Genomic DNA, 22,856 nt, shown 5'->3' on the forward strand with positions numbered 1-22,856 from the left:
CGATGATTGACAAGCACCATATCGACGCGCTGACGGAGCTTCTTGGCGACAAGGGCGTCATCACGCGTCAAGAGGACATGGAAGCCTATGAGACAGGCGCCCGCTACGATCGCGGCCGCGCCGGCGCCGTGCTGCGTCCCGCGACCACGGCGGAGGTTTCCGCGGCCGTCGGCTATTGCGCGCGCAACCGCCTCGCCCTCATCCCGCAAGCCGGCAATACCGGCCTTGTTTCCGGCTCGACGCCGGATGAAACCGGCAGCGACGTGATCCTCAGCCTGGACCGGCTGACCCGCCAGTTCGAAATCGACATGGACAACCGATCGGTTCACCTCGATGCGGGCTTTCGCCTGTCGGACCTGAACCGGAAGCTCGAGGAACACGACCTGTTCTTCCCGATCGATCTCGGCGCCGATCCGCGGATCGGCGGCATGATCGCCACCAATACGGGCGGCTCTCGCTTCCTCAAATATGGCGACGTCCGCCGCAACACGCTGGGGCTGAAGGTCGTTCTTGCCGACGAGGCGGGAACCGTGCTCGACCTCGATTGCAGCCTTCGCAAAAACAATACCGGCGTCGACTGGAAGCAGATCTTCATCGGCACGTCCGGCGCCTTCGGCATCGTCACCGAATGCGTGCTCAATCTCGAACGCCTGCCGAAGCAGACAGCGACCGCTTTCCTGGTGCCTTCGGGCGGCGCGCATGTGCTGCCGCTGCTCAAGGCGATGGAGGAACGGCTTGGCGCCTATCTCTCCGCCTTCGAGGGGATGTCGAGAAATGCGATCGCCGCGGCTTTCGCCCATGTGCCGTCGCTGAAGAACCCGTTCCAGGGCGGAAACATACCGGACTATGTGATCCTCGCCGAGATCTCCCGCACATGGACGCCGCGCGAAGGCGAGCAATCGCTCGACGCGGTGCTCGAAAGCGTGCTGGCGGAGATCTGGGGAATGGATGACGCGCCGCTCGCCGACGGCTTCATCGGGCCGCCGCACGAGACCTGGGCGCTACGCCATGCGCTTTCGGAAGGGGTGAAGCATTTCGGCAAGCTGTTCGCCTTCGACCTTTCCTTCCGCCGGGGTGACATCATGGCCTTCTGCGACCATATGAAGACGGAGATGTCGGCGCAGTTTCCGGGCGTCACCGTCTGCGATTTCGGCCATATCGGCGATGGCGGCGTGCACTTCAATCTGGTTGTCGAGAAGGATAGCCCGCTCTTGGACGAACCGAGTTTCGAGCAGCGCCTGCGCGAATGGGTCTTCGCCGTCGCGGTGGAGCAGTATCACGGCAGCTTCAGTGCGGAGCACGCGATCGGCCGCCGCAACCAAGCCTATTACGATTTCTACACGCCGGAAAAACTGAAGGAAATGGCGGCCGGTCTCAAGCCGATCACCTCGCCGGGAAGGCTCGGCAGCGTGCGGTTCGGCTAGCGCGGGATGAGGAAAAGTGTGCGCGGTTTTCCGCCCGGAGCCGCCACAGCCAAACGACAAGATCAAACGGGAGTCAGCACATGAATATTGCAGCCACGAAAGTCGACGTCGCCGAGGAGGCAGCAGCCCTCCTCGAAAAAATGGGCGTTTCCAAGGAAGCTTACACCGGCGGCGACATGCCGTCCTTCAGCCCGGTCACCGGCAAACAGATTGCAAGTCTTAGGACCGACTCGGCGGAAGAAGCCGCCAGGAAGATCGAAAAGGCGGACGAAGCCTTCCGCGCCTGGCGCCTGGTGCCGGCGCCGAAGCGCGGCGAGCTCGTGCGCCTGCTCGGCGAAGAACTGCGCGTCTTCAAGACCGACCTCGGCCGACTGGTCTCGATCGAAGCCGGCAAGATACCGTCCGAAGGTCTCGGCGAAGTGCAGGAGATGATCGACATCTGCGATTTCGCCGTCGGCCTCTCCCGGCAGCTTTACGGGCTGACGATCGCCACCGAGCGACCCGGTCACCGCATGATGGAGACCTGGCATCCGCTCGGCGTCGTCGGCATCATCTCCGCCTTCAACTTCCCGGTCGCGGTCTGGTCGTGGAACGCGGCGCTGGCCCTCGTCTGCGGCGACGCCGTCGTCTGGAAACCGTCGGAGAAGACGCCGCTCACCGCGCTTGCCTGCCAGGCGATCCTTAAGCGCGCCCTCGCCCGCTTCGGCGACGCGCCAGAGGGCCTGTCGCAGGTGCTGATCGGTGACCGGTCGATCGGCGAGGTGCTCGTCGACCATCCGAAGGTGCCGCTCGTCTCGGCGACCGGCTCCACCCGCATGGGGCGCGAAGTCGGTCCGCGACTTGCGAAGCGCTTCGCCCGGGCGATCCTTGAACTCGGCGGCAACAATGCCGGAATCGTCTGCCCGACGGCGGACCTCGACATGGCGCTGCGCGCCATCGCCTTCGGGGCCATGGGCACTGCCGGCCAGCGCTGCACGACGCTGCGGCGTCTGTTCGTTCATGAAAGCGTCTATGATCAACTCGTGCCACGGCTAAAGAAGGCCTATCAGTCGGTCTCCGTCGGCAATCCGCTGGAAAGCTCGGCTCTCGTCGGGCCGCTCGTCGACAAGGCCGCCTTCGACAACATGCAGAAGGCGATCACTGAAGCGAAGGCCCATGGCGGTGCGGTCACCGGCGGCGAACGCGTCGAGCTCGGCTACGACAACGGCTACTATGTGAAGCCGGCGGTGGTCGAGATGCCGAAGCAGGAGGGCCCAGTTCTCGAAGAGACCTTCGCGCCGATCCTCTATGTCATGAAGTACAGCGACTTCGACGCGGTGCTCGCCGAGCACAATGCCGTTGCGGCCGGGCTTTCCTCCTCGATCTTCACCCGCGACATGCAGGAATCTGAACGCTTCCTGGCGGCAGACGGCTCGGATTGCGGCATCGCCAATGTTAATATCGGCACCTCCGGTGCGGAAATCGGCGGCGCCTTCGGCGGTGAGAAGGAGACCGGCGGCGGGCGCGAATCGGGCTCCGACGCCTGGAAGACCTATATGCGCCGGGCCACCAACACGGTGAACTATTCGAAGGCTCTGCCGCTGGCGCAGGGCGTCTCGTTCGACATCGAATGATTGGCGAATAGGGTTCGACCATGACCATCAATGCCACGGTCAAGGAGGCGGGCTTTCGGCCCGCCTCGCGGATTTCCTCGATCGGCGTTTCGGAAATTCTGAAGATCGGCGCCCGCGCCGGTGCGATGAAGCGCGAGGGCAAGCCGGTGATCATCCTCGGCGCCGGCGAGCCGGATTTCGACACGCCGGACCATGTCAAGCAGGCTGCCTGGGAGGCGATCCAGCGCGGCGAGACGAAATATACGGCGCTCGACGGAACGGTGGAGCTGAAAGCAGCAATCCGCGAGAAATTCGAGCGCGAGAACGGGCTCGCCTATGCGCTGGACGAGATCACCGTTGGCACCGGCGCCAAGCAGGTCCTGTTCAACGCCATGATGGCGACCGTCGATTCCGGCGACGAGGTGATCATCCCGACGCCCTACTGGACCTCCTATTCGGACATCGTTGAGATTGCGGGAGGCAGGCCGGTCTTGATCCCCTGCAACGCATCCTCGGGCTTCCGGCTCACCGCGGAAAAGCTCGAGGCGGCGATCACGCCCCGCACGCGCTGGGTGCTCTTGAATTCGCCGTCGAACCCCTCGGGTGCCGCCTACGGCGCCGACGACTACCGGCCGCTTCTCGACGTGCTGCTCAGGCATCCGCATCTCTGGCTGCTGGTCGACGATATGTACGAGCATATCGTCTATGACGACCTCCGCTTCGTCACACCCGCTCAGCTCGAGCCCCGGCTGAAAGACCGCACCCTCACCGTCAACGGCGTATCGAAAGCCTATGCGATGACCGGCTGGCGGATCGGCTATGCCGGCGGCCCGTGCGACCTGATCAAGGCCATGGCGGTGGTGCAGAGCCAGTCGACCTCCTGCCCCTCCTCGGTCAGCCAGGCCGCCTCGGTCGCGGCGCTCACCGGCCCGCAGGACTTTCTGAAGGAGCGCACCGCAAGCTTCAAGCGCCGCCGCGACCTCGTCGTCACCGGCCTGAATGCGATCGAGGGCCTCGACTGCCGCGTCCCCGAAGGGGCCTTCTATACCTTCTCCGGCTGCGCCGGCATGCTCGGCAAGGTGACGCCCATCGGTAAGCGGATTGGGACGGACGCGGATTTCTGCGCCTATCTGCTGGAAGACGCGCATGTCGCCGTCGTCCCCGGCTCCGCCTTCGGGCTTTCACCCTATTTCCGCATCTCCTACGCGACGTCGGAGGCGGAGTTGACCGAAGCACTCACCCGCATCGCTGCCGCCTGCGCGCGGCTTTCGTGAAGGTTTAGGTGGACCTCACCTAACCTCAAAATGCCCTCACCCTTCCCCTCTCCCCGCACGCGGGGAGAGGGGACGTGTCCGGTAAGACGCCGCTCGAGAAGGCCGGAAGGGGTCCCGCGAGTCCCTTCCTCAAAATGTCGGCGGCGTGCAGGCGCTGATCACCTCGCAAGGTACCGGCCCGACGCAGCGGAAGCGGTGCGGCCGGCGGCTTTCGAAGTAATAGGCGTCGCCCGGCCCGAGAATGCGCCTTTCCTCGTCGACGGTCACCTCCAGTCTCCCCGAGAGCACGATCCCGCCCTCCTCGCCCTCGTGCACCAGCGGCACCTTGCCGGTATCTGCCCCCGGCTGGTAACACTCCTTTAGGATCTGCAGGCTGCGGCCGAAGAGATTGTCGCCGATCTGGCGATAGGAAATCGGTCCCTTGCCGATCTCCATCAGCTCCTCCGCCGCATAAAAGGCCTTGCGCGGCTTTTCCGGCTCGAAGGAGAAGAACTCGGCAAGCCCGATCGGGATGCCGTCGAGGATGCGCTTCAAGGCGCCAACCGACGGGTTGGAGGCGTTGGATTCGATCAGCGAGATCGTGGAATTTGTGACGCCCGCGCGCTTGGCGAGTTCGCGCTGGGAGAGATTATGCATCAGCCGCACATGGCGCAGGCGGTTGCCGATATCAACGCTCATCGCAAGTCCCGTGTTGATCTTGTTCGGAATACCGAAATTCTATCAGCTCCTCACTAACAAATACAATGTGTTAGGCAATCGAAGAAAAGGACTTGTTCGGGTATTCAAATCATGGCGTCAATCGCGCGACCATAGGAGGATGCCATGAACGCCCACGACAAGCCCAACGCTCCGATTCTCGACAGCTACTGGATGCCCTTTACCGCCAACCGCCAGTTCAAGGCGGCGCCCCGCCTGCTCGCCTCGGCCGAAGGCATGCACTACACCAGCGTCGATGGCCGCCGGATTCTCGACGGCACGGCCGGCCTCTGGTGCGTCAATGCCGGCCACGGCCGCCGGCAGATCGCCGCTGCGGTCGAGCGCCAGCTTTCGACGATGGACTATGCCCCCTCCTTCCAGATGGGCCATCCGATCGCCTTCGACTTTGCCGAGCGGCTTGCCGAAATCGCCCCCGGCGGCCCCGACGCCAGGCTCGACCGGATATTCTTCACCGGCTCAGGCTCGGAATCGGTCGACACGGCCTTGAAAATCGCGCTCGCCTATCAGCGCTCCATCGGTCAGGCCACGCGCACACGGCTGATCGGCCGCGAGCGCGGTTATCATGGCGTCGGCTTCGGCGGCATTTCCGTCGGCGGCATTGTCAACAACCGCCGGGTCTTCCCGCAGCTTCCCGGTTCCGATCATCTGCGTCACACGCATGATCTTGCCAAGAATGGCTTCGTCAAAGGACAGCCGGAGCACGGCGCCGAACTCGCCGACGATCTCGAAAGGCTGGTGGCGCTGCACGGCGCCGAGACGATCGCCGCCTGCATCGTCGAGCCCATCGCCGGTTCGACCGGCGTCCTGATCCCGCCGAAGGGCTATCTCGAAAGGCTGCGGGCGATCTGCGACAGGCACGGCATCCTGTTGATCTTCGACGAGGTGATCACCGGCTTCGGCCGCCTCGGCGCCGCCTTCGCCACCGATTATTTCGGCGTGACGCCGGATATCGTCACCACCGCCAAGGGCCTCACCAATGGTGCAATCCCGATGGGCGCGGTCTTCGTCAGCCGCAAGGTGCACGACGCGCTGATGCATGGGCCGGAAGGCCAGATCGAACTCTTCCACGGCTACACCTATTCCGGCCATCCGGCCGCCTGCGCCGCCGGCATCGCCACGCTCGACATCTACCGCGACGAAGGCCTGATGACGCGCGCCGCGGAACTGCAAGAGGACTGGCACGACGCGATGCATTCGCTGAAGGGCCTGCGGGATGTGATCGACATCCGCACCATCGGCCTTATTGCCGGCATCGAACTCAGCCCGCGCGATGGAGCACCCGGAGCCCGCGCCTATGACGTCTTCGTCGACTGCTTCGAGAAAGGGCTGATGATCCGGGTCACCGGCGACATCATCGCCTTCTCGCCGCCGCTGATCGCCGAAAAACAGCACATCTCCGGGATCGTCTCGATCCTCGGCGATGCGCTGAAGCGGGTGAAGTAACCGCACGGATAGATTAGGGTAACAAGACCCCCCCAACCCCTCCTAACAAGGGGGAGAGCTAACTTGCCGCACCGTCCCTGCCTGTTGGTTCGAGAATTGACAGGAGATTGCTAAGCCCCTCCCACCTGTGGGGAGGGGCATTCACACGCCTTCCGTTTCCAGGCCCGCTCCACACCTCAATCAACTCAGCGTATCAGTATCGCCCGGAAATCATTGACGTTGGTGCCGGTCGGGCCGGGCACGAACAGGTCGCCGCTCGCCGAAAAGGCGGACCAGGCGTCGTGGCGGGCGAGATGGGCCCGCGGGTCGATGCCTGCCGCCCGCATGCGGGCGATGCTCGCCCCGTCGGCAAACGCGCCGGCATTGTCTTCCGAGCCGTCGATGCCGTCGGTGTCGGCGGCGAGCGCATCGATGCCCGGAACGCCGTCGATGTCGAGCGCCAACGACAAGAGCAACTCGCTGTTGCGCCCGCCCTTGCCGTAGGCGTTGCCGGAAATGGTGACGGTCGTCTCGCCGCCGGAAAGCAGCACGACGGGCTTGGTAGCCGGACGGTTGCGTGTGGCCACCTCCCGCGCCAGCGCCGCATGCATGCGGCCGATGTCGCGCGCCTCGCCCTCGATCGCATCCGAAAGAATGACCGCCTCGATGCCCGCCTCACGGGCGCGCGCCGCGGCCGCCTCGAGCGACACGGTCGCGGAGGCGATCACATGGACTTCGTTGCCGATAAAAGCCGGGTCGTCGGGGCTCGGCGCACGGGCGGCATCGGAAGAGAGATGTGCCATCACCCGCTCCGGCAAAGCCATGGCGTAGCGGGAAACGATCTCGCGCGCCTCCTCAAGGCTCGACCGGTCCGGCACCGTCGGCCCGGAGGCGACGAAGGCCGGGTTGTCGCCCGGGACGTCGGAAACGACGAGGCTGACGACCCGCGCCGGCGATGCCGCCCGGGCGAGCCGTCCGCCCTTGATGCGGGAAACATGTTTGCGCACCACGTTCATTGCCGAGATCGGCGCGCCGGAAGCAAGCAGCGCCCGGTTGACGGCTATTTCGTCCTCAAGCGTCAGACCCGTGGGCGGCGCAGGCAGCAGCGCCGAGCCGCCGCCGGAAATCAGCGCCACCACGAGATCGTCTTCGCTCAGCCCTTGCACCCGTTCGATGAGCGCTGCCGAGCCGACGAGCCCTGCCTCGTCCGGCACCGGATGCGCCGATTGCAGCACTTCGATGCGCTTGCATGCCTCGATCGGTCCGTGCCGCGCCACGACGGTGCCCTCGAGCGGGCCGTCCCAGAGCCGCTCGAAGGCGGCCGCCATCTGGCTTGCCGCCTTGCCGGCGCCGACGACGATCGTCCGCCCCTTGGGCCGCGCCGGCAGATGGGCGCGAATGGCGGCTTCTGGATCGGCCGCAGTGACGGCGGCCTCGAAGAGGGAGGTCAGGAAGGGGCGCGGCTCGATCAATGTCATCGAATCAAATCCGGATAGCTACGGGATAATGTCTCAGATCCTATTCGATCTAAGGATGAATTCGGCAGCAATTTAAAGCGCTGCAGCGACGTTGGCGCGTCTGAACAAGACACCGGGCGCCGTGGGTCGGAAACGGACACGTCTCGGCGCCCTATCCGCCGGTCGTCACGGTCAGCGCATATCGGCGCGGGCGCGCGGCCTGGTGTCGTTGCGCTCGTGCTGGAAGAGCGCCGGCGGCAGCGGCGGCAGGCCGCGGATGATGTCGGCCCCCTTCTCGCCCACCATGATCGTCGGCCCGTTGGTGTTGCAGGAGGGCACCCGCGGCATAACCGAGCTGTCGCAGACGCGAAGCCCATCGATCCCGCGGACCCGAAGCTCGGGATCGACGACGGCCAGTGCATCGGTCCCCATCTTGCAGGTGCCGACCGGGTGGTGATCGGTTTTGGCATTGGCGCATCCATAGTCGAAGAGCTGCTCCTCGGTCCCGATCTCCGGCCCCGGCAACCGTTCGGCCAGAACGAAGGGCTTGAGCGCCGGCTGCTGCATGATCTCGCGGGCGATCCTGAGGCCCTCGATGGACATTTTCCGGTCGTGCGGATCCTCCCAATAGTTCGGATCGATGAGCGGTGCCGCGTTCGGATCGGCCGAGGAAAGCCGCACGGTGCCGCGCGAGCGCGGATGCAGATAGGCGGAATTGAGCGTCACGCCGGCATTCCTGAGCCGGGCGACACCGGCCTCGATGCCCGAGCCAAGGCCGAGATGAAACTGGATGTCCGGCGAACGGGCGTCCGGATCCGCATACCAGAAACCGCCGGTCTCGAAGAGCGACGAGGCGACGGGACCGGTGCGGAACAGCACATATTGCAGCCCGGCCCACAGCGTGCGGTGCAGCTTGGCCACATTGTCATAGGTGTGGTCGCCGGTGCATTCGCAGATGACGAAAAGGTCGAGGTGATCCTGGAGATTGCCGCCGACGCCGGGGAGATCGTGCAGCACCTCGACGCCGACCGCGCGCAGGTGATCGGCCGGGCCGATACCGGATTGCAGAAGCAGCTTCGGCGAGCCGATCGCGCCCGAGGTGACGAGCACCTCGCGCTCGGCCCGGATGGTTTCGCCGCCCCCGTCCGTCACGACTTCGACGCCGGCGGCACGCCGGCCTTCGAGCAGGATGCGGGCGACCCGGGCGCCGGTGCGCACCGTGAGGTTCTTCCGCTCCCTGATCGGCGCCAGATAGGCGAGCGAAGCCGAGGAGCGCCGGCGATTGCGCTGGGTCAGCTGGTAAAAGCCGATCCCCGCCTGCCGGCTGCCATTGAAATCGTGATTGTAGGGAATGCCGAGCTCCTGGCCGGCGCGAATATAGGCGTCGCAGATCGGCATTGCCGAGACCGGCATCGAGACGCCGAGCGGACCGCCATAGGCATGGTAGTCGTCGGCGAAGCGCTCATTGTCCTCGGCGCGCTTGAAATAGGGGAGCACGCTACGGTAGTCCCAGCCGGTGCAACCGTCCTCGCGTGCCCAGAGATCGTAATCGACCGCGTTGCCGCGCGTATAGAGCTGCGCATTGATCGACGAGCCGCCGCCGATCACCTTCGCCTGGGTGTAGCGCAGCACCCTGCCCTCCATGTGCTTCTGCGGCACCGTATGCCAGCCCCAGCTCGCCACGCCCTTGGTCATCTTGGCAAAGCCCGCCGGCATGTGGAACAGCGGGTTCCAGTCGCCACCACCAGCCTCCAGCAGCAGCACCTTGACCGTCGGATCCTCGCTCAGTCGGTTGGCAAGCACGCAGCCGGCAGGACCGGCACCGGTGATGATGTAGTCGTAGCCCATTCACACGTCCTCAAGTTCCGCGCTTCCGGCGCGGTTATTGTCGTTCACTCGCCCTTGGCCGCCCCTCATCCGGCTGCCGCCACCTTTTCCCCGCTTGCGGGGAGAAGGGACTCGCGGAACCGCCGTCGCCAAATGAGCGCCAGCCTTCGCCGGGCACGTCTCTCTCCCCGCGAGCGGGGAGAGAGGTTAGGGTGAGGGGCGGCCCCACTCCGCCTCACAACCGTCCGATCGACAGCCCGCCGTCGGCCTGGATTACCGAGCCGGTAGCGAAGCCGAACCTGCCGCTGGCGAGCCCGGCGACGATGTTGCCGATATCGCCCGGCTCGCCCCAGCGCCGCATCGGCACCAGCCCGCCGGCGATCAGGGCGTCGTATTTGCCGGAAACCGTCGCGGTCATGTCGGAGCGGATGATGCCGGGGCGGACCTCGAAGACCGCGATGCCGGTCTCGGCAAGCCGGAGCGCCAGCCCCTGGCTGAAGGCAGCGAGCCCCGCCTTGCTCATGCAATAGTCGAGCCGTTCCGGCGAGGTCATCGCCGCGGATACCGAGGTGATGTTGACGATCGAACGCGGCGCGCCCGCTTGCGCCGCAAGCATCGCCTTCACGACTGCCTGGGTGAAGAAGACGGTGCCGCGCAGATTGACGCCAATGATCGTGTCGAAATTTTCAGGTCTCAGGTCGAGGAAGTCGCCGCGCATGACGGAGGCGATGCCGGCATTGTTGACGAGGCAATCGATCCGGCCGAAGGCGTCGACCACTGCGTCAACGGTCGTCTGATGGCTCGCCACGTCGGCGAGGTCCGCCTTCAGGAAAATCGAGCGGGCCCCGAGCGCCTCGAGATCGGCTATCACCGGTTCGACGCCCTCCGCGTCGCCTATCCCGGTGATCGCAATGTCGAAGCCGCTTGCAGCCAGCGCGCGGGCGATGCCGCGCCCGATGCCGCGCCGGCCGCCGGTGACGATCGCGATCCGTCGCGTCCCCTGCGTCATGACCGGAGCCCCTCCTTAGATCACGATGATTTTGGGTCGTCTCGACCCAAAATCATAAACGTGATCGATTCTAAAGTTAGAGCGGGATGTGGGCGGAAAACCGAGCACACTTTTCCTCATCCCGCTCTGGCGATGTGGTCGGCGACGCGCAGCGCCTGGGCCGCGACCGTCAGCGCCGGATTGACGGCGGCCGAGGTTGGCAGGAAGCTCGCGTCGACCACGAAGAGATTCGGATGATCGAAGGCGCGGCAATAGACATCGAGTGGCGCCTTTTCCGGATCATTACCGATCCGGACGGTTCCGCATTGATGCGAGGGCGTGCGCTTGTCGAAGGCGCGCGCGAGCACGACTGGAAAACCCGCCTGCCGGAGCACGGCCTTGAGCCTGGCGACGAGCTTCAGATGCGCCTGCCAGTTGGTGCGCACCCATTGCAGAAGAATGCGCTCGCCATCGACCATGACCCGGCTTTCCGGCGACGGCAGATCCTCGCTCATGGCGTAGAAGTCGATAGCGCGGGCGGAGACCTGCTCCAGCAGCCATTCCGGCGTCGAGCGCAAATTCGCCTTGAGAATAGCGCCGGAAACGCGGCCGAGAAGCTGGATATTGCCGAGCGGCGGCCCGCCCTCGCCGTCCGACAGATAGAAATCATTGAGCCCGAACGTCTTCTGGTAGACGGAATCATTGCGGTACCAGGGGCTGAGTGCAATGACCGCACTCGAATTGTGATTCATGAAATTGCGGCCGACCTGATCGGATCGGTTGGCGATTCCGCCGGGGTTGCGCTCATCGGCCGAACGCAACAAGAGGACGGCTGACTGCACCGCGCCCGCCGAAAGGATTACCAGCTTCGGCACCAGGCGGCGCTCAGTGCCGTCCTTGATGTAGTGCACCGTCTCGATCGCCTTGCCGTCCGGCGCGGGTGACAGCCGCGTCACGCGCGAGCCGGTCTGCAGCCGGACATTCGGATATTCGAGCGCCTTCGCCAGTGCCGCGGTTTCCGCGTCCATCTTGCCGTCGAAACTGTTCGGATGCGCATCCCAGGGCGTCTTGCCCCTGGCAAGCCAACGCTCGATATCGATGCCGAGCGGCAGCGAATAGGGATGAAGCCCAAGCCCGCGCAAGCGCTCGCGAACCTTGGCGATCGCTGGTTCGTCCGGCACCGGCCCATGCGGATAGTCGTTCGAGTGAGGGGGCTCGGTCGGATCCTCTCCGAGGCGCCCGCGCACCTGGTAGAGCTCTTCGGCCTTGGCATACCACGGCTCGAGTTCCTCATAGGGAAAGGGCCAGGCCGGTGACACGCCGTCGAGATGGACCATCTCCTCGAAATCCTCCCGGCGGTAGCGGGTGAGCACCGCGCCGTAGAATTTCGAATTACCACCGACATTGTAGTAGTTGCCGGGATTGAAGCCGAGGCCGCCCGCCTCGTACCAGGTCTCCTTGGGCCGGAAATGACCGCGCTGGAAGATCGCCCGCTGGTCGCGGTTCTCCGGCCGGTCCTCGATATGGCCGCCCGCTTCCAGGATGAGGATTTCCGCACCCGACTCGGCAAGGCCAGCCGCGACGGTGGCGCCGCCGATGCCCGAACCGATGATGACGATATCCGGCTCTGCCGCCACGGCCACGCTCATGCGATCCGCTTCTCGCTCTCGGGATCGAAGAACACGGCCTTGTCGAGATTGAAGGCAAGGCGCGAAGTCTGACCGGGCGCGATGCGCGCATCGGCCCGGAGCCGCGCGACGATCTCCTTGCCGCCAAGCCTCGTGACGGCAAAGGTGTCGGAGCCGGCGGGTTCGACCACCTCGATCAGGCATTCGCCTTCGGTGACGAACTTTGCATTGCGGTCGGCGCCTTCCGGATCGGTCAGCGCCTCCGGACGGATGCCAAAGACGACGTCCCTGCCGGCATAGGCGGAAAGCGCGCCGTCATGCGGGACGAGGAGCTTCAGCGGTTCGGCGTTCGGCCGCTCCAGCGCCACGGCGACCTGCGCGCCTTCGGTCTCGACGCGGACGCTCAGGAGGTTCATCGCCGGCGAGCCCATGAAATCGGCGACGAACATGTTGGCCGGGTTGTTGTAGATCTCCGCCGGCGTTCCGAACTGCTGCAGCACGCCGTCCTTCAAGACCGCGATCTTGGTCGCAAGCGTCATCGCCTCGATCTGGTCATGCGTCACATAGACGATCGTCGTCTTCATGCGGCTGTGCAGGCGCTTGATCTCCGTGCGCATATCGACGCGCAGCTTTGCGTCGAGGTTCGACAGCGGCTCGTCGAAGAGGAAGACCTGCGGTTCACGCACCAGTGCCCGGCCCATGGCGACGCGCTGGCGCTGGCCGCCGGAAAGCTGGCTCGGCTTGCGGTCGAGCAGGTGGTCGATCTGCAGCATCTCCGCGACCTGGCGGATCGCCTTCTCGCGCTCTTCCTTCGGCACGCCGCGGATCTCCATGCCGAAGGCGATGTTGCCGGCGACCGTCATGTTCGGATAGAGCGCGTAGGACTGGAACACCATGGCGATGTCGCGCTTCGACGGGTGGAGGCCCGAAACCGAGCGGCCATTGATGGCGATGTCGCCGGACGTGATCGGCTCCAGCCCCGCGATCGCGTTCAGAAGGGTCGACTTGCCGCAGCCGGAGGGGCCGACGAGCACGAGGAAACCGCCCTCCTCGATCTCGAGATCGATGTCCTTCAGGATCTCGAGCGAGCCGTAGGATTTGCGCAGGTGACTGATCTTCAGGAATGACATGGGCTTATCCTTTCACGGCGCCGGCCATCAGCCCGCGGACGAAGTAGCGGCCGGATACGACGTAGACGATGAGCGTTGGCAGGGCGGCGAGGATCGCGCCCGCGAAGTGGACGTTGTATTCCTTGACCCCGGTCGAGGAACTCACGAGGTTGTTGAGCGCAACCGTCATCGGCGTCGAAAAGGGGCCTGAAAAGGAGGCGCCGAACAGGAAGTCGTTCCAGATATTGGTGAACTGCCAGATGACCGAGACGACGATGATCGGCCCGGAGGAAGGCAGCAGGATGCGCCGGAATATCTGGAAGAAGCCGGCGCCGTCGATCTGCGCCGCCCGCACGAGTTCGGTTGGAAACGCCTCGTAATAGTTGCGGAAATAGAGCGTCGTGAAGCCGATGCCGTAAACCACATGCACGAGGATCAGCCCCCATATCGACCCGGCAAGGCCGAAGACGCCGAGAATACGCGCCATCGGGATGAGCACGATCTGGAACGGGATGAAGCAGGAGAGCAAGAGCATGCCGAAGACGATGTTCGCACCGGGGAAGCGCCACTTCGTCAGCACATAGCCGTTGAGCGCGCCGATCATCGTCGAGATCGCCACCGCCGGCACCACCATCAGGATCGAGTTGATGAAGAAGGGGCGAAGGCCGGTCGGCTGCACGCCGATCTGCGCGGTCGACCAGGCGGAAAGCCAAGGCTCGATCGTCCAGGTCTGAGGCAGGTTCAGCATGCCGCCCTGGCGGATCTCATCGAGCGGCTTTAAGGAATTCACCACCATCACATAAAGCGGCAGCAGCGAGTAGAGCGCGAAGAGGATCAGCGCCAGGTAAATCAGCGCCCGCGTCAGGCGATCATGGGAGATGACGTTTTCGGGTCTCGCCGCGCCCATTAGCGTTTTCCTCCCCGGATTTCCGAATAGAGATAGGGAACGATGATCGAGAAGATCATCACCAGCATGATGATCGCCGACGAGGCGCCGATGGCCATCTGGTTGCGCGTGAAGGTGTAGGAATACATGAAGGTCGCGGGCAGCTCTGTCGCCTGGCCCGGCCCGCCGCCGGTGAGCGCGATGATGAGGTCATAGGCCTTGATCGCGAGATGGGCGAGGACGACGAAGGCCGAGAGGAAGACCGGACGCATCAGCGGGATAATGATGCGCCGATAGATGGTCGGCGTCGTCGCCCCGTCGATCTGGGCGGCCTTGATGATCTCGTTGTCGACGCCGCGAAGGCCCGCCAGGAACATCGCCATGATGAAGCCGGTCGATTGCCAGACGGCGGCGATGACGACGCAATAGATCGCGAAATTGCGGTCCTTGATCCAGTCGAAGGAGAAGCTCTCCCAGCCCCAGAGATGCATGGTGTTCTCGAGCCCGATGCCGGGGTCGAGGAACCATTTCCATGCCGTTCCCGTGACGATGAAGGAGAGCGCCATCGGATAGAGATAGATCGGCCGCAGGAAACCTTCCGCGCGGATCTTCTGATCGAGCAGGATGGCGAGCGCCAGGCCCAGCACCGAGCAGATCGCGATATAGAGCGTCGCGAAGATCGCCAGATTGCTGATCGCACGCCACCAGTGCGGCAGCGCCCAGAGCCTCGTATAATTGCTCAAGCCGACGAAATCATAGGAAGGCAGCATGCGGCTGTTCGTCATCGACAGGAAGCCGGTATAGACGATGAAGCCGTAGACGAAGACCAGGACTATCAGAAAGCTGGGAGCGAGCACGAGCTTCGGCAAAAGCTCCTGCAGCCGGGCGCGGCTATCCATGTTCGTTACCACCGTTGTCGTTTTGCATGGGGGCTCGCCCCTCATCCGCCTGCCGGCACCTTCTCCCCGCTCACGGGGAGAAGGTGTCGTGCCGTAGCGCCTTAAGTCGCCTCTTCCCGCCTGCGGGAGAGGGGCGGGCGCAGCCGCTCACCCACCAGAGGGAAAGAGGGATGCGGGAGCTCGCCGCTTGTCCCTTCTCCCCGCGTGCGGGGAGAAGGGCGCGGCAGCGGGATGAGGGGCAACCTCTTCTTACTTCGCCGACTCGACCGCCGTGACGAGTTCCTCGACCGCCTCTTCCGAGCTTATCTCGCCGTTGAAGTGACGGGTCACCACGTCGTAGATCGCGTTCTTGACGGAGGCCGGATTGGCATGGCCATGCGCCATGGAGCCGTAAAGCGTACCACTGGCATTGGCCTCGGCGAGATCCTTGATCCCTTTCTTGCCGCAGGCATCGAAATCGGCGTCCGAAACGTCGGTGCGGGCAGGAACCGACCCCTTGACGACATTGAAGGCCGACTGGAAGGTCGGGCTCAAAATGGCAGACGCCATCGCCAGCTGCGCCGGTACCTTCTCCTCAGAAACCTCAAACATCGCGAACTGGTCGGAGTTGAAGGTGACCGAGCCTTGTGTTCCGGGGAAGCGGATGCAGACGAAGTCCTCGCCCGGCGTCTCGCCGGCCTTCAGGAACTCGCCTTTCGCCCAGTCGCCCATGAACTGCAGGCCGGCCTTGTCCTCGATCACCATCGCCGAGGCGAGATTCCAGTCGCGGCCGGAGAAGTTGTCGTCCACATAAGAGCGCAGCTTCGTCATCCGGTCGAAGGCCTCCTTCATCTTGTCGCTGCCGAGCGCCGCCGGATCGAGGTCGATGAAGGCCTGCTTGTAGAAGTCGTTGCCGAGTGAAAGCACGACCGCGTCGAAGATCGTCGCGTCCTGCCAAGGCTGACCGCCGTGGGCGACAGGCGTGATGCCCTGCTCCTTGAAATTGTCGAGCAGCGCGATCAGTTCCTCCCACGTCGTCGGCTCCTTGCCGCCGGCCTTGTCAAGCGCCGCCTTGTTGATCCAGACCCAATTGGTCGAATGGACATTCACCGGAGCGGCGATCCAGTGGCCGTCATATTTGGAGAACTGCTGCAGCGCGTCTGGGATCACCCCCCCCCAGCCCTCCTTCTCAGCCACCTCGTCAAGATTGCCGAGCGCGCCTTCCTTGGCCCAGTCGAGAATGTCGAAGCCGAGCATCTGCACCGCCGTCGGCGGATTGCCGGAGGTGACGCGGGCACGCAGCACCGTCATCGCCTCCGTACCGCCGCCCCCCGCAACCGGCATGTCGGTCCAGCCGATGCCCTTGCTTTCCAGATCCTTCTTCAGAACCTCAAGTGCGGCCGCCTCGCCGCCCGACGTCCACCAGTGCAGCACTTCCACATTCTCGGCTGCTTGCGCCGCGGTCGCCGCCAACATCAGAGCCGCAACAGCCGTCGTCGTCATCAACTTGCGCATCGTTTTCCTCCCGTTTGCAAGTTACCGAAGCGGAGAATTTCCTCCCGCCTTGTCTCCTTTGCCGCCCCTATCCCGCGGACGGCATCGCTCGCGGCTTCTGCCGCAAGCCTAATCAATACGTTACACCTTTTCGCCGCCTGCGACGACTTCACCGTTCGCCGGAGCGTCAGCGCCGCATCCACCAGTTGGTACGCCGGCCGATATGCATGTTGAGCGTCTTCGTTTCCGTATAGTCCTCGACCGCATGCCGCCCAAGTTCGCGGCCGAGCCCCGACTGACGGTAGCCGCCGAAGGGCAGTTCCGCGGCGCCGTCCATGAAGGTGTTCATCCAGATGGTTCCAGCGCGCACCCGCCGTCCAATCGTCAGACACGTATCGAGGTCGCGGCTCCAGACGCCGGCCGAAAGGCCGTAGTCGATCGAATTGGCAGTGCGGATCGCCTCTTCCGTCGTCTCGAAGGTCAGCACCGAAAGGACCGGCCCGAACACTTCCTCGCGTGCCATCGCCATGTCCGGCCGCACAGCCGATAAAATGGTCGGGGCCATGAACTGCCCCATGCCGAGGTCGAGCGCCGCGCCGCCCTGCGCAATCGTGGCACCGTCATTCGCCGCGGCGGAAATATAGCCGGCAATCTTTTCCAGGTGCTCAGGGGTGATGATCGCGCCGACCTGGGTCTCCGGGTCGAGCGGATCGCCAACCTTGACCTTGGCGGAGAGGCTGGCGATGCGCGCCGTCACCTCCTCGGCAATGTCGCGATGCAGGATCAGCCGTGAACCGGCATTGCAGCATTCTCCGGCATTGAAATAGGCGCCGAAAACGGCAGCGTCGACGAATTCGTCGAGACTGGCGTCGGGGAAGACGATCTGCGGGTTCTTGCCGCCGAGCTCGAGCGAGACCTTCTTTAAGGTCTGGGCGGCATTGGCCATGGTGAGCCGGCCGACCCCCGTCGAGCCGGTGAAGGAGACCATGTCGACTTCCGGGTGGCTGGTGAGCGGCGCGCCCGCCTCCGGCCCGGTTCCGACGATGATGTTGACGGCACCAGCCGGCACCCCGGCGGCCTCAAGAATTTCGCCGAGGACGAGCGTCGAGGCGGAGGTAAGTTCCGATGGCTTCACGATCGCCGTGCAGCCGGCTGCGAGCGCGAATGGCAGTTTCTGGCTGACGATCAGGAAGGGGAAATTCCAGGGCGTGATGATCGAGACGACCCCGATCGCCTCGCGCAGCACGACGCCGAGGGTGCCGTCGCCGAGCGTGTTGTAGCTTTCGCCGGACAGCTCGCGGGCGAGTGCCGCCGCATAGCGCCAGATGTCCGCCGCGCCCGTAAGCTCCCCCTTCGCCTGGCTGATCGGCTTGCCGGATTCGATCGCATCGAGAAAGGCAAGCTCGTCGCCGCGCGCCTCTATCAGATCGGCGGCCTTGAGCAGGATGCGCGAGCGCTCCGCCGCGGTCATGCGCGGCCAGGGACCGTCATCGAAGGCGCGCCGGGCGGCGGCGATCGCCCGTTCCGCATCCGCCCGTGTCGCCGCCTGATAGCGGCTGACGACGACGCCGTGGCCGGGCGCGATCCGTTCGATCGTGCGGCCTTCCGCACCTGCAACCCATTGGCCGTCGATCAGCATGCGGAATTCGCGCACCCTGAAATCGCCGAGCCCCTTTGGCCGCACCAGAACCGTCATCACCATTCTCCCTTGAAACGGGCTTCGCGTTTCTCGCCGAAGGCGGCGACGCCTTCCTTGAGGTCGCCGGTCTTGGCTACGAGGATCGAACCCAGCGCCTCGACTGCGGCGCCCTTGTCCTCGCCATTCGCCGAGGCGATCATCAGTTTCGATACTTCGAGCGCCGCGGGACCGCGGGTGGCCACGCGCGCCGCATAGTCCCGCGCCGTCCGCATCACCGCCCCGGTTTCCACCACGAGATCGATCAGGCCCTCGGCCTTTGCCTCTTCTCCCGAGAACATCTCGCCGCCGAGCACCATGCGCCGCACGATCTGCGCGCCAAACCGAACGACCAGACGCTGCGTGCCGGACCAGCCGGGCACCATGCCGAGGCTCGTCTCCGGCAGGCCGATCTTCACTTGCTTTTCGGCGATGCGGATATCCGCGGCCGCCGCGAGTTCCAGTCCGCCGCCGAGCGCGTGCCCGTTGAGCGCTGCAATCACCGGCATGCGCAGCGTCGCGAGCCGCTCGAAGACGCGATGGCCGAAGCGCACCCACTCATGGCCGAACGCGTGCGGATCCATGCCGCCCCATGCCTTGATGTCGCCGCCGGCGGAGAAGGCCTTGCCCTCGCCCGTCAGGATCACGACGCGCACGGCAGGCTCGGCCTCGACCCGATCGCAGGCGGCGGCGAGCGCCTTCAGCATGTCGATGTCGAAGGCATTGAGCTTATCCGGTCGCGCGATCCTCAAGATTGCAACGGCGCCGTCGATATCGACGCGAATCCGGTCGTCAGGCATCGGCGCCTCCCGCATTCGCCCGCCGCGGCTTGGCCGGCAGCCTGAGCCCGATCGGCGCCTCCTGAAACAGCGCCGCATCCATGACCTTCAGCCTGTCGCAAACTATGAGGGGAAATTCGGATTGCCCGAGAACATGTTCCTGAAGGTCGACGCCTGGCGCGATCTCCGTGAGCATGATTCCTTCCGGCGTCAGCTTCATTACCGCGCGTTCGGTGACATAGGTCACGTCCTGCCCCTGTTCGACCGCCCGCCGGCCGGAGAAGGTGACATGCTCGACGCCGTCGACGAGCTTCTTGAGCTTGCCTTCCTTCTCGATGACCAACCTTCCATCAGCGGCTGCAACCCTGGCGCCGGCATTGAACATGCCGGAGAAGACGATCTTTCTGGCACGCGCGGTGATGTCGATGAAGCCCCCTGCCCCCGCCGTCACATGCGGGCGGAAGCTGAGCTTGGAGACATTGACAGAACCCGTGCGGTCGATCTCCAGGAAGGAGAGCAGCGAAGCGTCGAAACCCGCGCCCTGGAAATAGGTGAACTGGTGAGGCGACGGCATGAAGGCATCGGCATTGGAGGCGCAGCCGAAGGCGAAGTCGAGGAGCGGCACGCCGCCGACCGCGCCCTGCTCGATCACCCAGGTCACAGCCCCGTGCAATCCCTCTTCAAGAAGGATCCGCGGCACGTTGGCGGAAATGCCGAAGCCGAGATTGACCGCGCTTCCGGCTTCGAGCTCCTGCGCAACGCGGCGGGCGACCACCTTCTGGATGTTGAATTCCGGCAGGCGGAAGCTGTCGAGCGGCCGGATTATCTCGCCGGAGATCGCCGGGTCGTAGAGCGTCTGCGTCGTCTGCTTCTGTTCGGGATCGACGACGACATAGTCGACGAGGACGCCGGGAACGCGCACATCATGGGGCTTGAGCGAGCCTTCCCTGGCGAGGCGCTTCACCTGGGCAATGACGACGCCGCCATTGTTGCGGGCGGCAAGCGCCTGATCGAGGCCGCCGAGATAGGCGCCCTCATGTTCATAGGTGAGATTGCCGCGCTCGTCCGCCGTCGTCGCGCGGATGATCGCAACATCAGGCGCGATCGCCTTGAAATAGAGCCAGTCCTCGCCCTCGAAGGAAATCTTCTTCACGACCGGCTCTGCGGCCGCCGCCGCATTCATGGCACAGCCTTCGCGCAACGGATCGACGAAGGTGTCGAGGCCGACCTTGGTCATCACCCCCGGCCGCTTGGCCGCCGCCTCGCGATGCATGTCGAAGAGGACGCCGGACGGAATGTTATAGGCGGCGACTTCGTTGGCACCGATCATCTGCCAGATCAGCGGCGGCTCTGCGCTCGACGGCCCGGACGGATAGGAGCCGCCGATGATCTTCTTCAGGAGACCCTTCCTGGCGATGTGGTCGACGCCCTTGATGCCGCTCATGTCGCCGGCGGCGATCGGATGCAGGGTCGTCAGATCCCGCGGGTGGCCGGTCGCGTCGAAGCGCTCGCCGATCGCCTTCAGCATCAGGTCCGGGCAGCCGAGCCCGCTCGAGGAGGAGACCGAAACCACCGCGCCGTCCGGAATGAGGGCCGCCGCTTCGGCCGAGCTGATGTGCTTGCTGGAAAATGTGGGCATTGCGCCTCAGAGCCCCGTTTCGATCTGCACCGCCATGCCGTTGGCGGCAGACTTTGAAACCGCGAGGCCGGCCGCAAGCGACCACACGCCGTCCTCGCCTGTAGCCGAAGGACTGCCCTTCCCTTCGATGGCGGCATGAAAGGCTTGAAGCGCCGTCTCGTAGAGATTGCGGTGGTCGAGCGGCAGTTCGAATTCACCCTCTTCGTTGCGCAGCGTGACGGTGCCGACGGGACGCTGCGTCATCACGTTGCGGCCGATGAGAGAGCCATCCGTGCCGTGCACCTCGAGCCCGGTCTCCGCGAATTTCGTCGTGAAGGCATCGTGGAACTGGGCGATGACGCCGGAGCGGAAGCGCAACACGCCCATGACGCCGTCCTCAAGCCCCTCCTTGCTGAGACCCGCGCTATGGCTGATCGCCACCGCTTCGATCGGGTCGTCGTCGAGCACGAAACGCAGCGTGTCCGCATCATGCACGGTGATATCGAGGATGACGCCGCCGCCGGCCGCCGGCCTGTCGAGCCGCCAGCCCTGCAGATGTGGCGGCAGGTAGACGGCGTGAAATACGCGCGCCGCGATTGGCCTGCCGATGCGGCCCGCGGCGATCGCCTCGCGCATGGTGCGGTGGGTCGCGGCATTGCGCAGGTGGTGATTGGTGCCAAGCACGACGCCCGCCTCGCACGCTTTCAACACCATTTCACAGGCGTCGTTAAGGTTCAGGGCCAGCGGCTTCTCACAGAGCACATGCTTGCCGGCGCGGATCGCCGCGAGCGCCTGGTCGTGATGCTGTTCGTTGGTCGTCGAGATATAGACCGCCTGGAGATCCGGATCTCCGACCAGCTCATCGACGTTGGCGGCCGCCCTGGCGATGCCGTTTTCCTGGGCGTAGGCCGCGCCCCGCTCGGCGCTCGAACTCATCACCGAGACAACCTCGCCGCCGGCCGCACGGATGGCGCCGATCACCCATTCGCGCGCGATCGTGCTCGCGCCGATCAATCCCCAGCGAATCATGGCGAAACCTCCTTCACCCTGCGCTCGATCGGCGCACCGCAGCTTTGGCGGACGACGAGCCGCACCGGACTGACGATCGCTTGCGCCTCCGCGCGACCGGCACCGATCTGCTTCAACAGCAATTCCGCCGCACGCTCGCCCATGCCCTGCGGATCGACCGAGACCGTGGTCAGCGCCGGCACCGCCGTCTTCGCCTCAATAACGTCGTCGAAGCCGATCACGGCGAAATCCGCGCCCGGCTCCAGCCGCCGCGCCCTGAGCCCGTCGCAGACGCCGAAAGCGACCGCGTCATTGAAGCAGAGTGCCGCCGTCGGCCGCTCCTTCAGCATCATCGCCTGTTCGATGGCCGTGACCCCGCCGGCGCGCGACGGCGCCGAACCGATGACGAGCTCCTCTGGAGAGTCCAATCCCGCCTCGCCAAGGGCATCGCGATAGCCGTGCATGCGCGCCTCGAAGACGGCGGTATCGGGAAAGCCGCCGAGAAAGGCGATGCGGCGATGGCCACGCTCGACCAGATGGCGCACGGCAGCAATGGCGCCGGCATGATTGTCGGAGGTCAGCGACGAAACCCCGGCACCCGCAATGTCGCGAACGACGAGCACGACGGGCATGCCGCTAGCGACAAGCGGCGCCAGGTCGGCGGCTTGCGTGCCGCGCGCCGGCGAGACGATCAGACCCGACACGCCATGCTCGCGCATGGAGGCTATGACCTCGCGCTGGCGCCCAATCCTTTCGCCCGTATTGGCAAGGAACTGCACGAAGCCTGCCGCCTGCACGACCGAATCGACGCCGACGGCAAGCTCGGCAAAGAAGCTGTTGGTCAGATCGTTTACGACGATGCCGATGATCTTCGATTTCGCCTGGCGCAGATTGGCGGCGCCGCGATTGTAGACATAGCCGAGCTCGCGGATGGCGGCATTCACCTTGGCCCGCGTCACTTCGTTGACGAGCGGACTGCTCTGCAGCACCAGCGACACGGTCGACTTCGACACGCCGGCGGCACGCGCAATGTCGACGACCGTCACCCGCTCCTTCGCCATGGATGCCTCCCACCGGTTT

Annotated in this window: 18 protein-coding genes; 4 read left to right on the forward strand and 14 right to left on the reverse strand. The window is 64.9% G+C overall.

Annotated features, from left to right (window positions below; translation table 11 throughout):
* Window positions 1–2: 2 nt before the first annotated feature.
* The 3 genes from SJ05684_RS15890 (at window position 3) to SJ05684_RS15900 (ending at window position 4,290) form a co-directional block, all read left to right on the forward strand.
* Window positions 3–1,424, forward strand: coding sequence for an FAD-binding oxidoreductase (locus SJ05684_RS15890; protein WP_034852740.1), 1,422 nt, complete (start codon window positions 3–5; stop codon window positions 1,422–1,424).
* 80 nt (window positions 1,425–1,504) lie between these two features.
* The gene (gene amaB / locus SJ05684_RS15895; protein ID WP_034852738.1) at window positions 1,505–3,037 is read left to right on the forward strand and encodes an L-piperidine-6-carboxylate dehydrogenase; all 1,533 of its coding nucleotides are present in this window, start codon (window positions 1,505–1,507) and stop codon (window positions 3,035–3,037) included.
* A 20-nt stretch (window positions 3,038–3,057) separates the two neighbouring features.
* The gene (locus tag SJ05684_RS15900; RefSeq protein ID WP_034852736.1) at window positions 3,058–4,290 is read left to right on the forward strand and encodes a pyridoxal phosphate-dependent aminotransferase; all 1,233 of its coding nucleotides are present in this window, start codon (window positions 3,058–3,060) and stop codon (window positions 4,288–4,290) included.
* A gap of 129 nt (window positions 4,291–4,419) precedes the next feature.
* On the opposite strand, the gene SJ05684_RS15905 is transcribed toward SJ05684_RS15900, so the two are convergent.
* Window positions 4,420–4,968 carry a cupin domain-containing protein gene (locus SJ05684_RS15905; RefSeq protein WP_034852735.1) on the reverse strand — a complete coding sequence of 183 codons (549 nt, stop codon included), beginning with the start codon at window positions 4,966–4,968 and terminating at the stop codon, window positions 4,420–4,422.
* A 144-nt stretch (window positions 4,969–5,112) separates the two neighbouring features.
* Here SJ05684_RS15905 and aptA point away from each other — a divergent pair, with 144 nt between their 5' ends.
* A complete protein-coding gene (gene aptA, locus SJ05684_RS15910) occupies window positions 5,113–6,450 on the forward strand; it encodes an omega-aminotransferase AptA (protein ID WP_034852733.1) in 1,338 nt (445 codons plus the stop codon).
* Window positions 6,451–6,635: 185 nt separating this feature from the next.
* Here the strand turns inward: aptA and SJ05684_RS15915 are convergent, their stop codons facing one another.
* From SJ05684_RS15915 to SJ05684_RS15975, 13 genes are all read right to left on the reverse strand, one after another.
* A complete protein-coding gene (locus SJ05684_RS15915) occupies window positions 6,636–7,907 on the reverse strand; it encodes a glycerate kinase type-2 family protein (protein WP_034852731.1) in 1,272 nt (423 codons plus the stop codon).
* A 171-nt stretch (window positions 7,908–8,078) separates the two neighbouring features.
* Window positions 8,079–9,734, reverse strand: coding sequence for a GMC family oxidoreductase (locus SJ05684_RS15920; protein ID WP_034852730.1), 1,656 nt, complete (start codon window positions 9,732–9,734; stop codon window positions 8,079–8,081).
* Window positions 9,735–9,948: 214 nt separating this feature from the next.
* A complete protein-coding gene (locus tag SJ05684_RS15925) occupies window positions 9,949–10,722 on the reverse strand; it encodes a 3-ketoacyl-ACP reductase (protein ID WP_034852728.1) in 774 nt (257 codons plus the stop codon).
* Between the two features lie 116 nt (window positions 10,723–10,838).
* Entirely contained in the window at window positions 10,839–12,350 is a 1,512-nt protein-coding gene (locus SJ05684_RS15930; RefSeq protein WP_034852726.1) for a GMC oxidoreductase, read from the reverse strand.
* On the reverse strand, window positions 12,347–13,459 hold the full coding sequence (locus SJ05684_RS15935; RefSeq protein WP_034852720.1) for an ABC transporter ATP-binding protein: 1,113 nt from the start codon (window positions 13,457–13,459) through the stop codon (window positions 12,347–12,349). Before SJ05684_RS15935 ends, SJ05684_RS15930 begins: the two co-directional genes overlap by 4 nt.
* Window positions 13,460–13,463: 4 nt before the next feature.
* Window positions 13,464–14,345, reverse strand: coding sequence for a carbohydrate ABC transporter permease (locus SJ05684_RS15940; RefSeq protein WP_034852717.1), 882 nt, complete (start codon window positions 14,343–14,345; stop codon window positions 13,464–13,466).
* Window positions 14,345–15,223 (reverse strand): carbohydrate ABC transporter permease, encoded by an 879-nt coding sequence (locus SJ05684_RS15945; protein ID WP_034852716.1) that lies wholly within the window; start codon window positions 15,221–15,223, stop codon window positions 14,345–14,347. The genes SJ05684_RS15940 and SJ05684_RS15945 overlap by 1 nt, the downstream gene beginning before the upstream one ends.
* Window positions 15,224–15,472: 249 nt before the next feature.
* A complete protein-coding gene (locus tag SJ05684_RS15950; RefSeq protein ID WP_095694287.1) occupies window positions 15,473–16,717 on the reverse strand; it encodes an ABC transporter substrate-binding protein in 1,245 nt (414 codons plus the stop codon).
* Window positions 16,718–16,883: 166 nt separating this feature from the next.
* The gene (locus SJ05684_RS15955; protein WP_034852714.1) at window positions 16,884–18,392 is read right to left on the reverse strand and encodes an aldehyde dehydrogenase family protein; all 1,509 of its coding nucleotides are present in this window, start codon (window positions 18,390–18,392) and stop codon (window positions 16,884–16,886) included.
* Window positions 18,392–19,171 carry an enoyl-CoA hydratase/isomerase family protein gene (locus SJ05684_RS15960; RefSeq protein WP_034852854.1) on the reverse strand — a complete coding sequence of 260 codons (780 nt, stop codon included), beginning with the start codon at window positions 19,169–19,171 and terminating at the stop codon, window positions 18,392–18,394. The genes SJ05684_RS15955 and SJ05684_RS15960 overlap by 1 nt, the downstream gene beginning before the upstream one ends.
* Window positions 19,164–20,789, reverse strand: a complete 1,626-nt coding sequence (locus SJ05684_RS15965) for an acyl CoA:acetate/3-ketoacid CoA transferase (RefSeq protein WP_034852712.1) — start codon at window positions 20,787–20,789, stop codon at window positions 19,164–19,166. The genes SJ05684_RS15960 and SJ05684_RS15965 overlap by 8 nt, the downstream gene beginning before the upstream one ends.
* A gap of 6 nt (window positions 20,790–20,795) precedes the next feature.
* Window positions 20,796–21,797 (reverse strand): Gfo/Idh/MocA family protein, encoded by a 1,002-nt coding sequence (locus tag SJ05684_RS15970; RefSeq protein ID WP_034852711.1) that lies wholly within the window; start codon window positions 21,795–21,797, stop codon window positions 20,796–20,798.
* Entirely contained in the window at window positions 21,794–22,837 is a 1,044-nt protein-coding gene (locus SJ05684_RS15975; protein WP_034852710.1) for a LacI family DNA-binding transcriptional regulator, read from the reverse strand. The genes SJ05684_RS15970 and SJ05684_RS15975 overlap by 4 nt, the downstream gene beginning before the upstream one ends.
* Window positions 22,838–22,856: the final 19 nt, after the last annotated feature.

This window comes from Sinorhizobium sojae CCBAU 05684 (assembly GCF_002288525.1).
In the GTDB taxonomy this organism is placed as follows: Bacteria; Pseudomonadota; Alphaproteobacteria; order Rhizobiales; family Rhizobiaceae; genus Sinorhizobium; species Sinorhizobium sojae.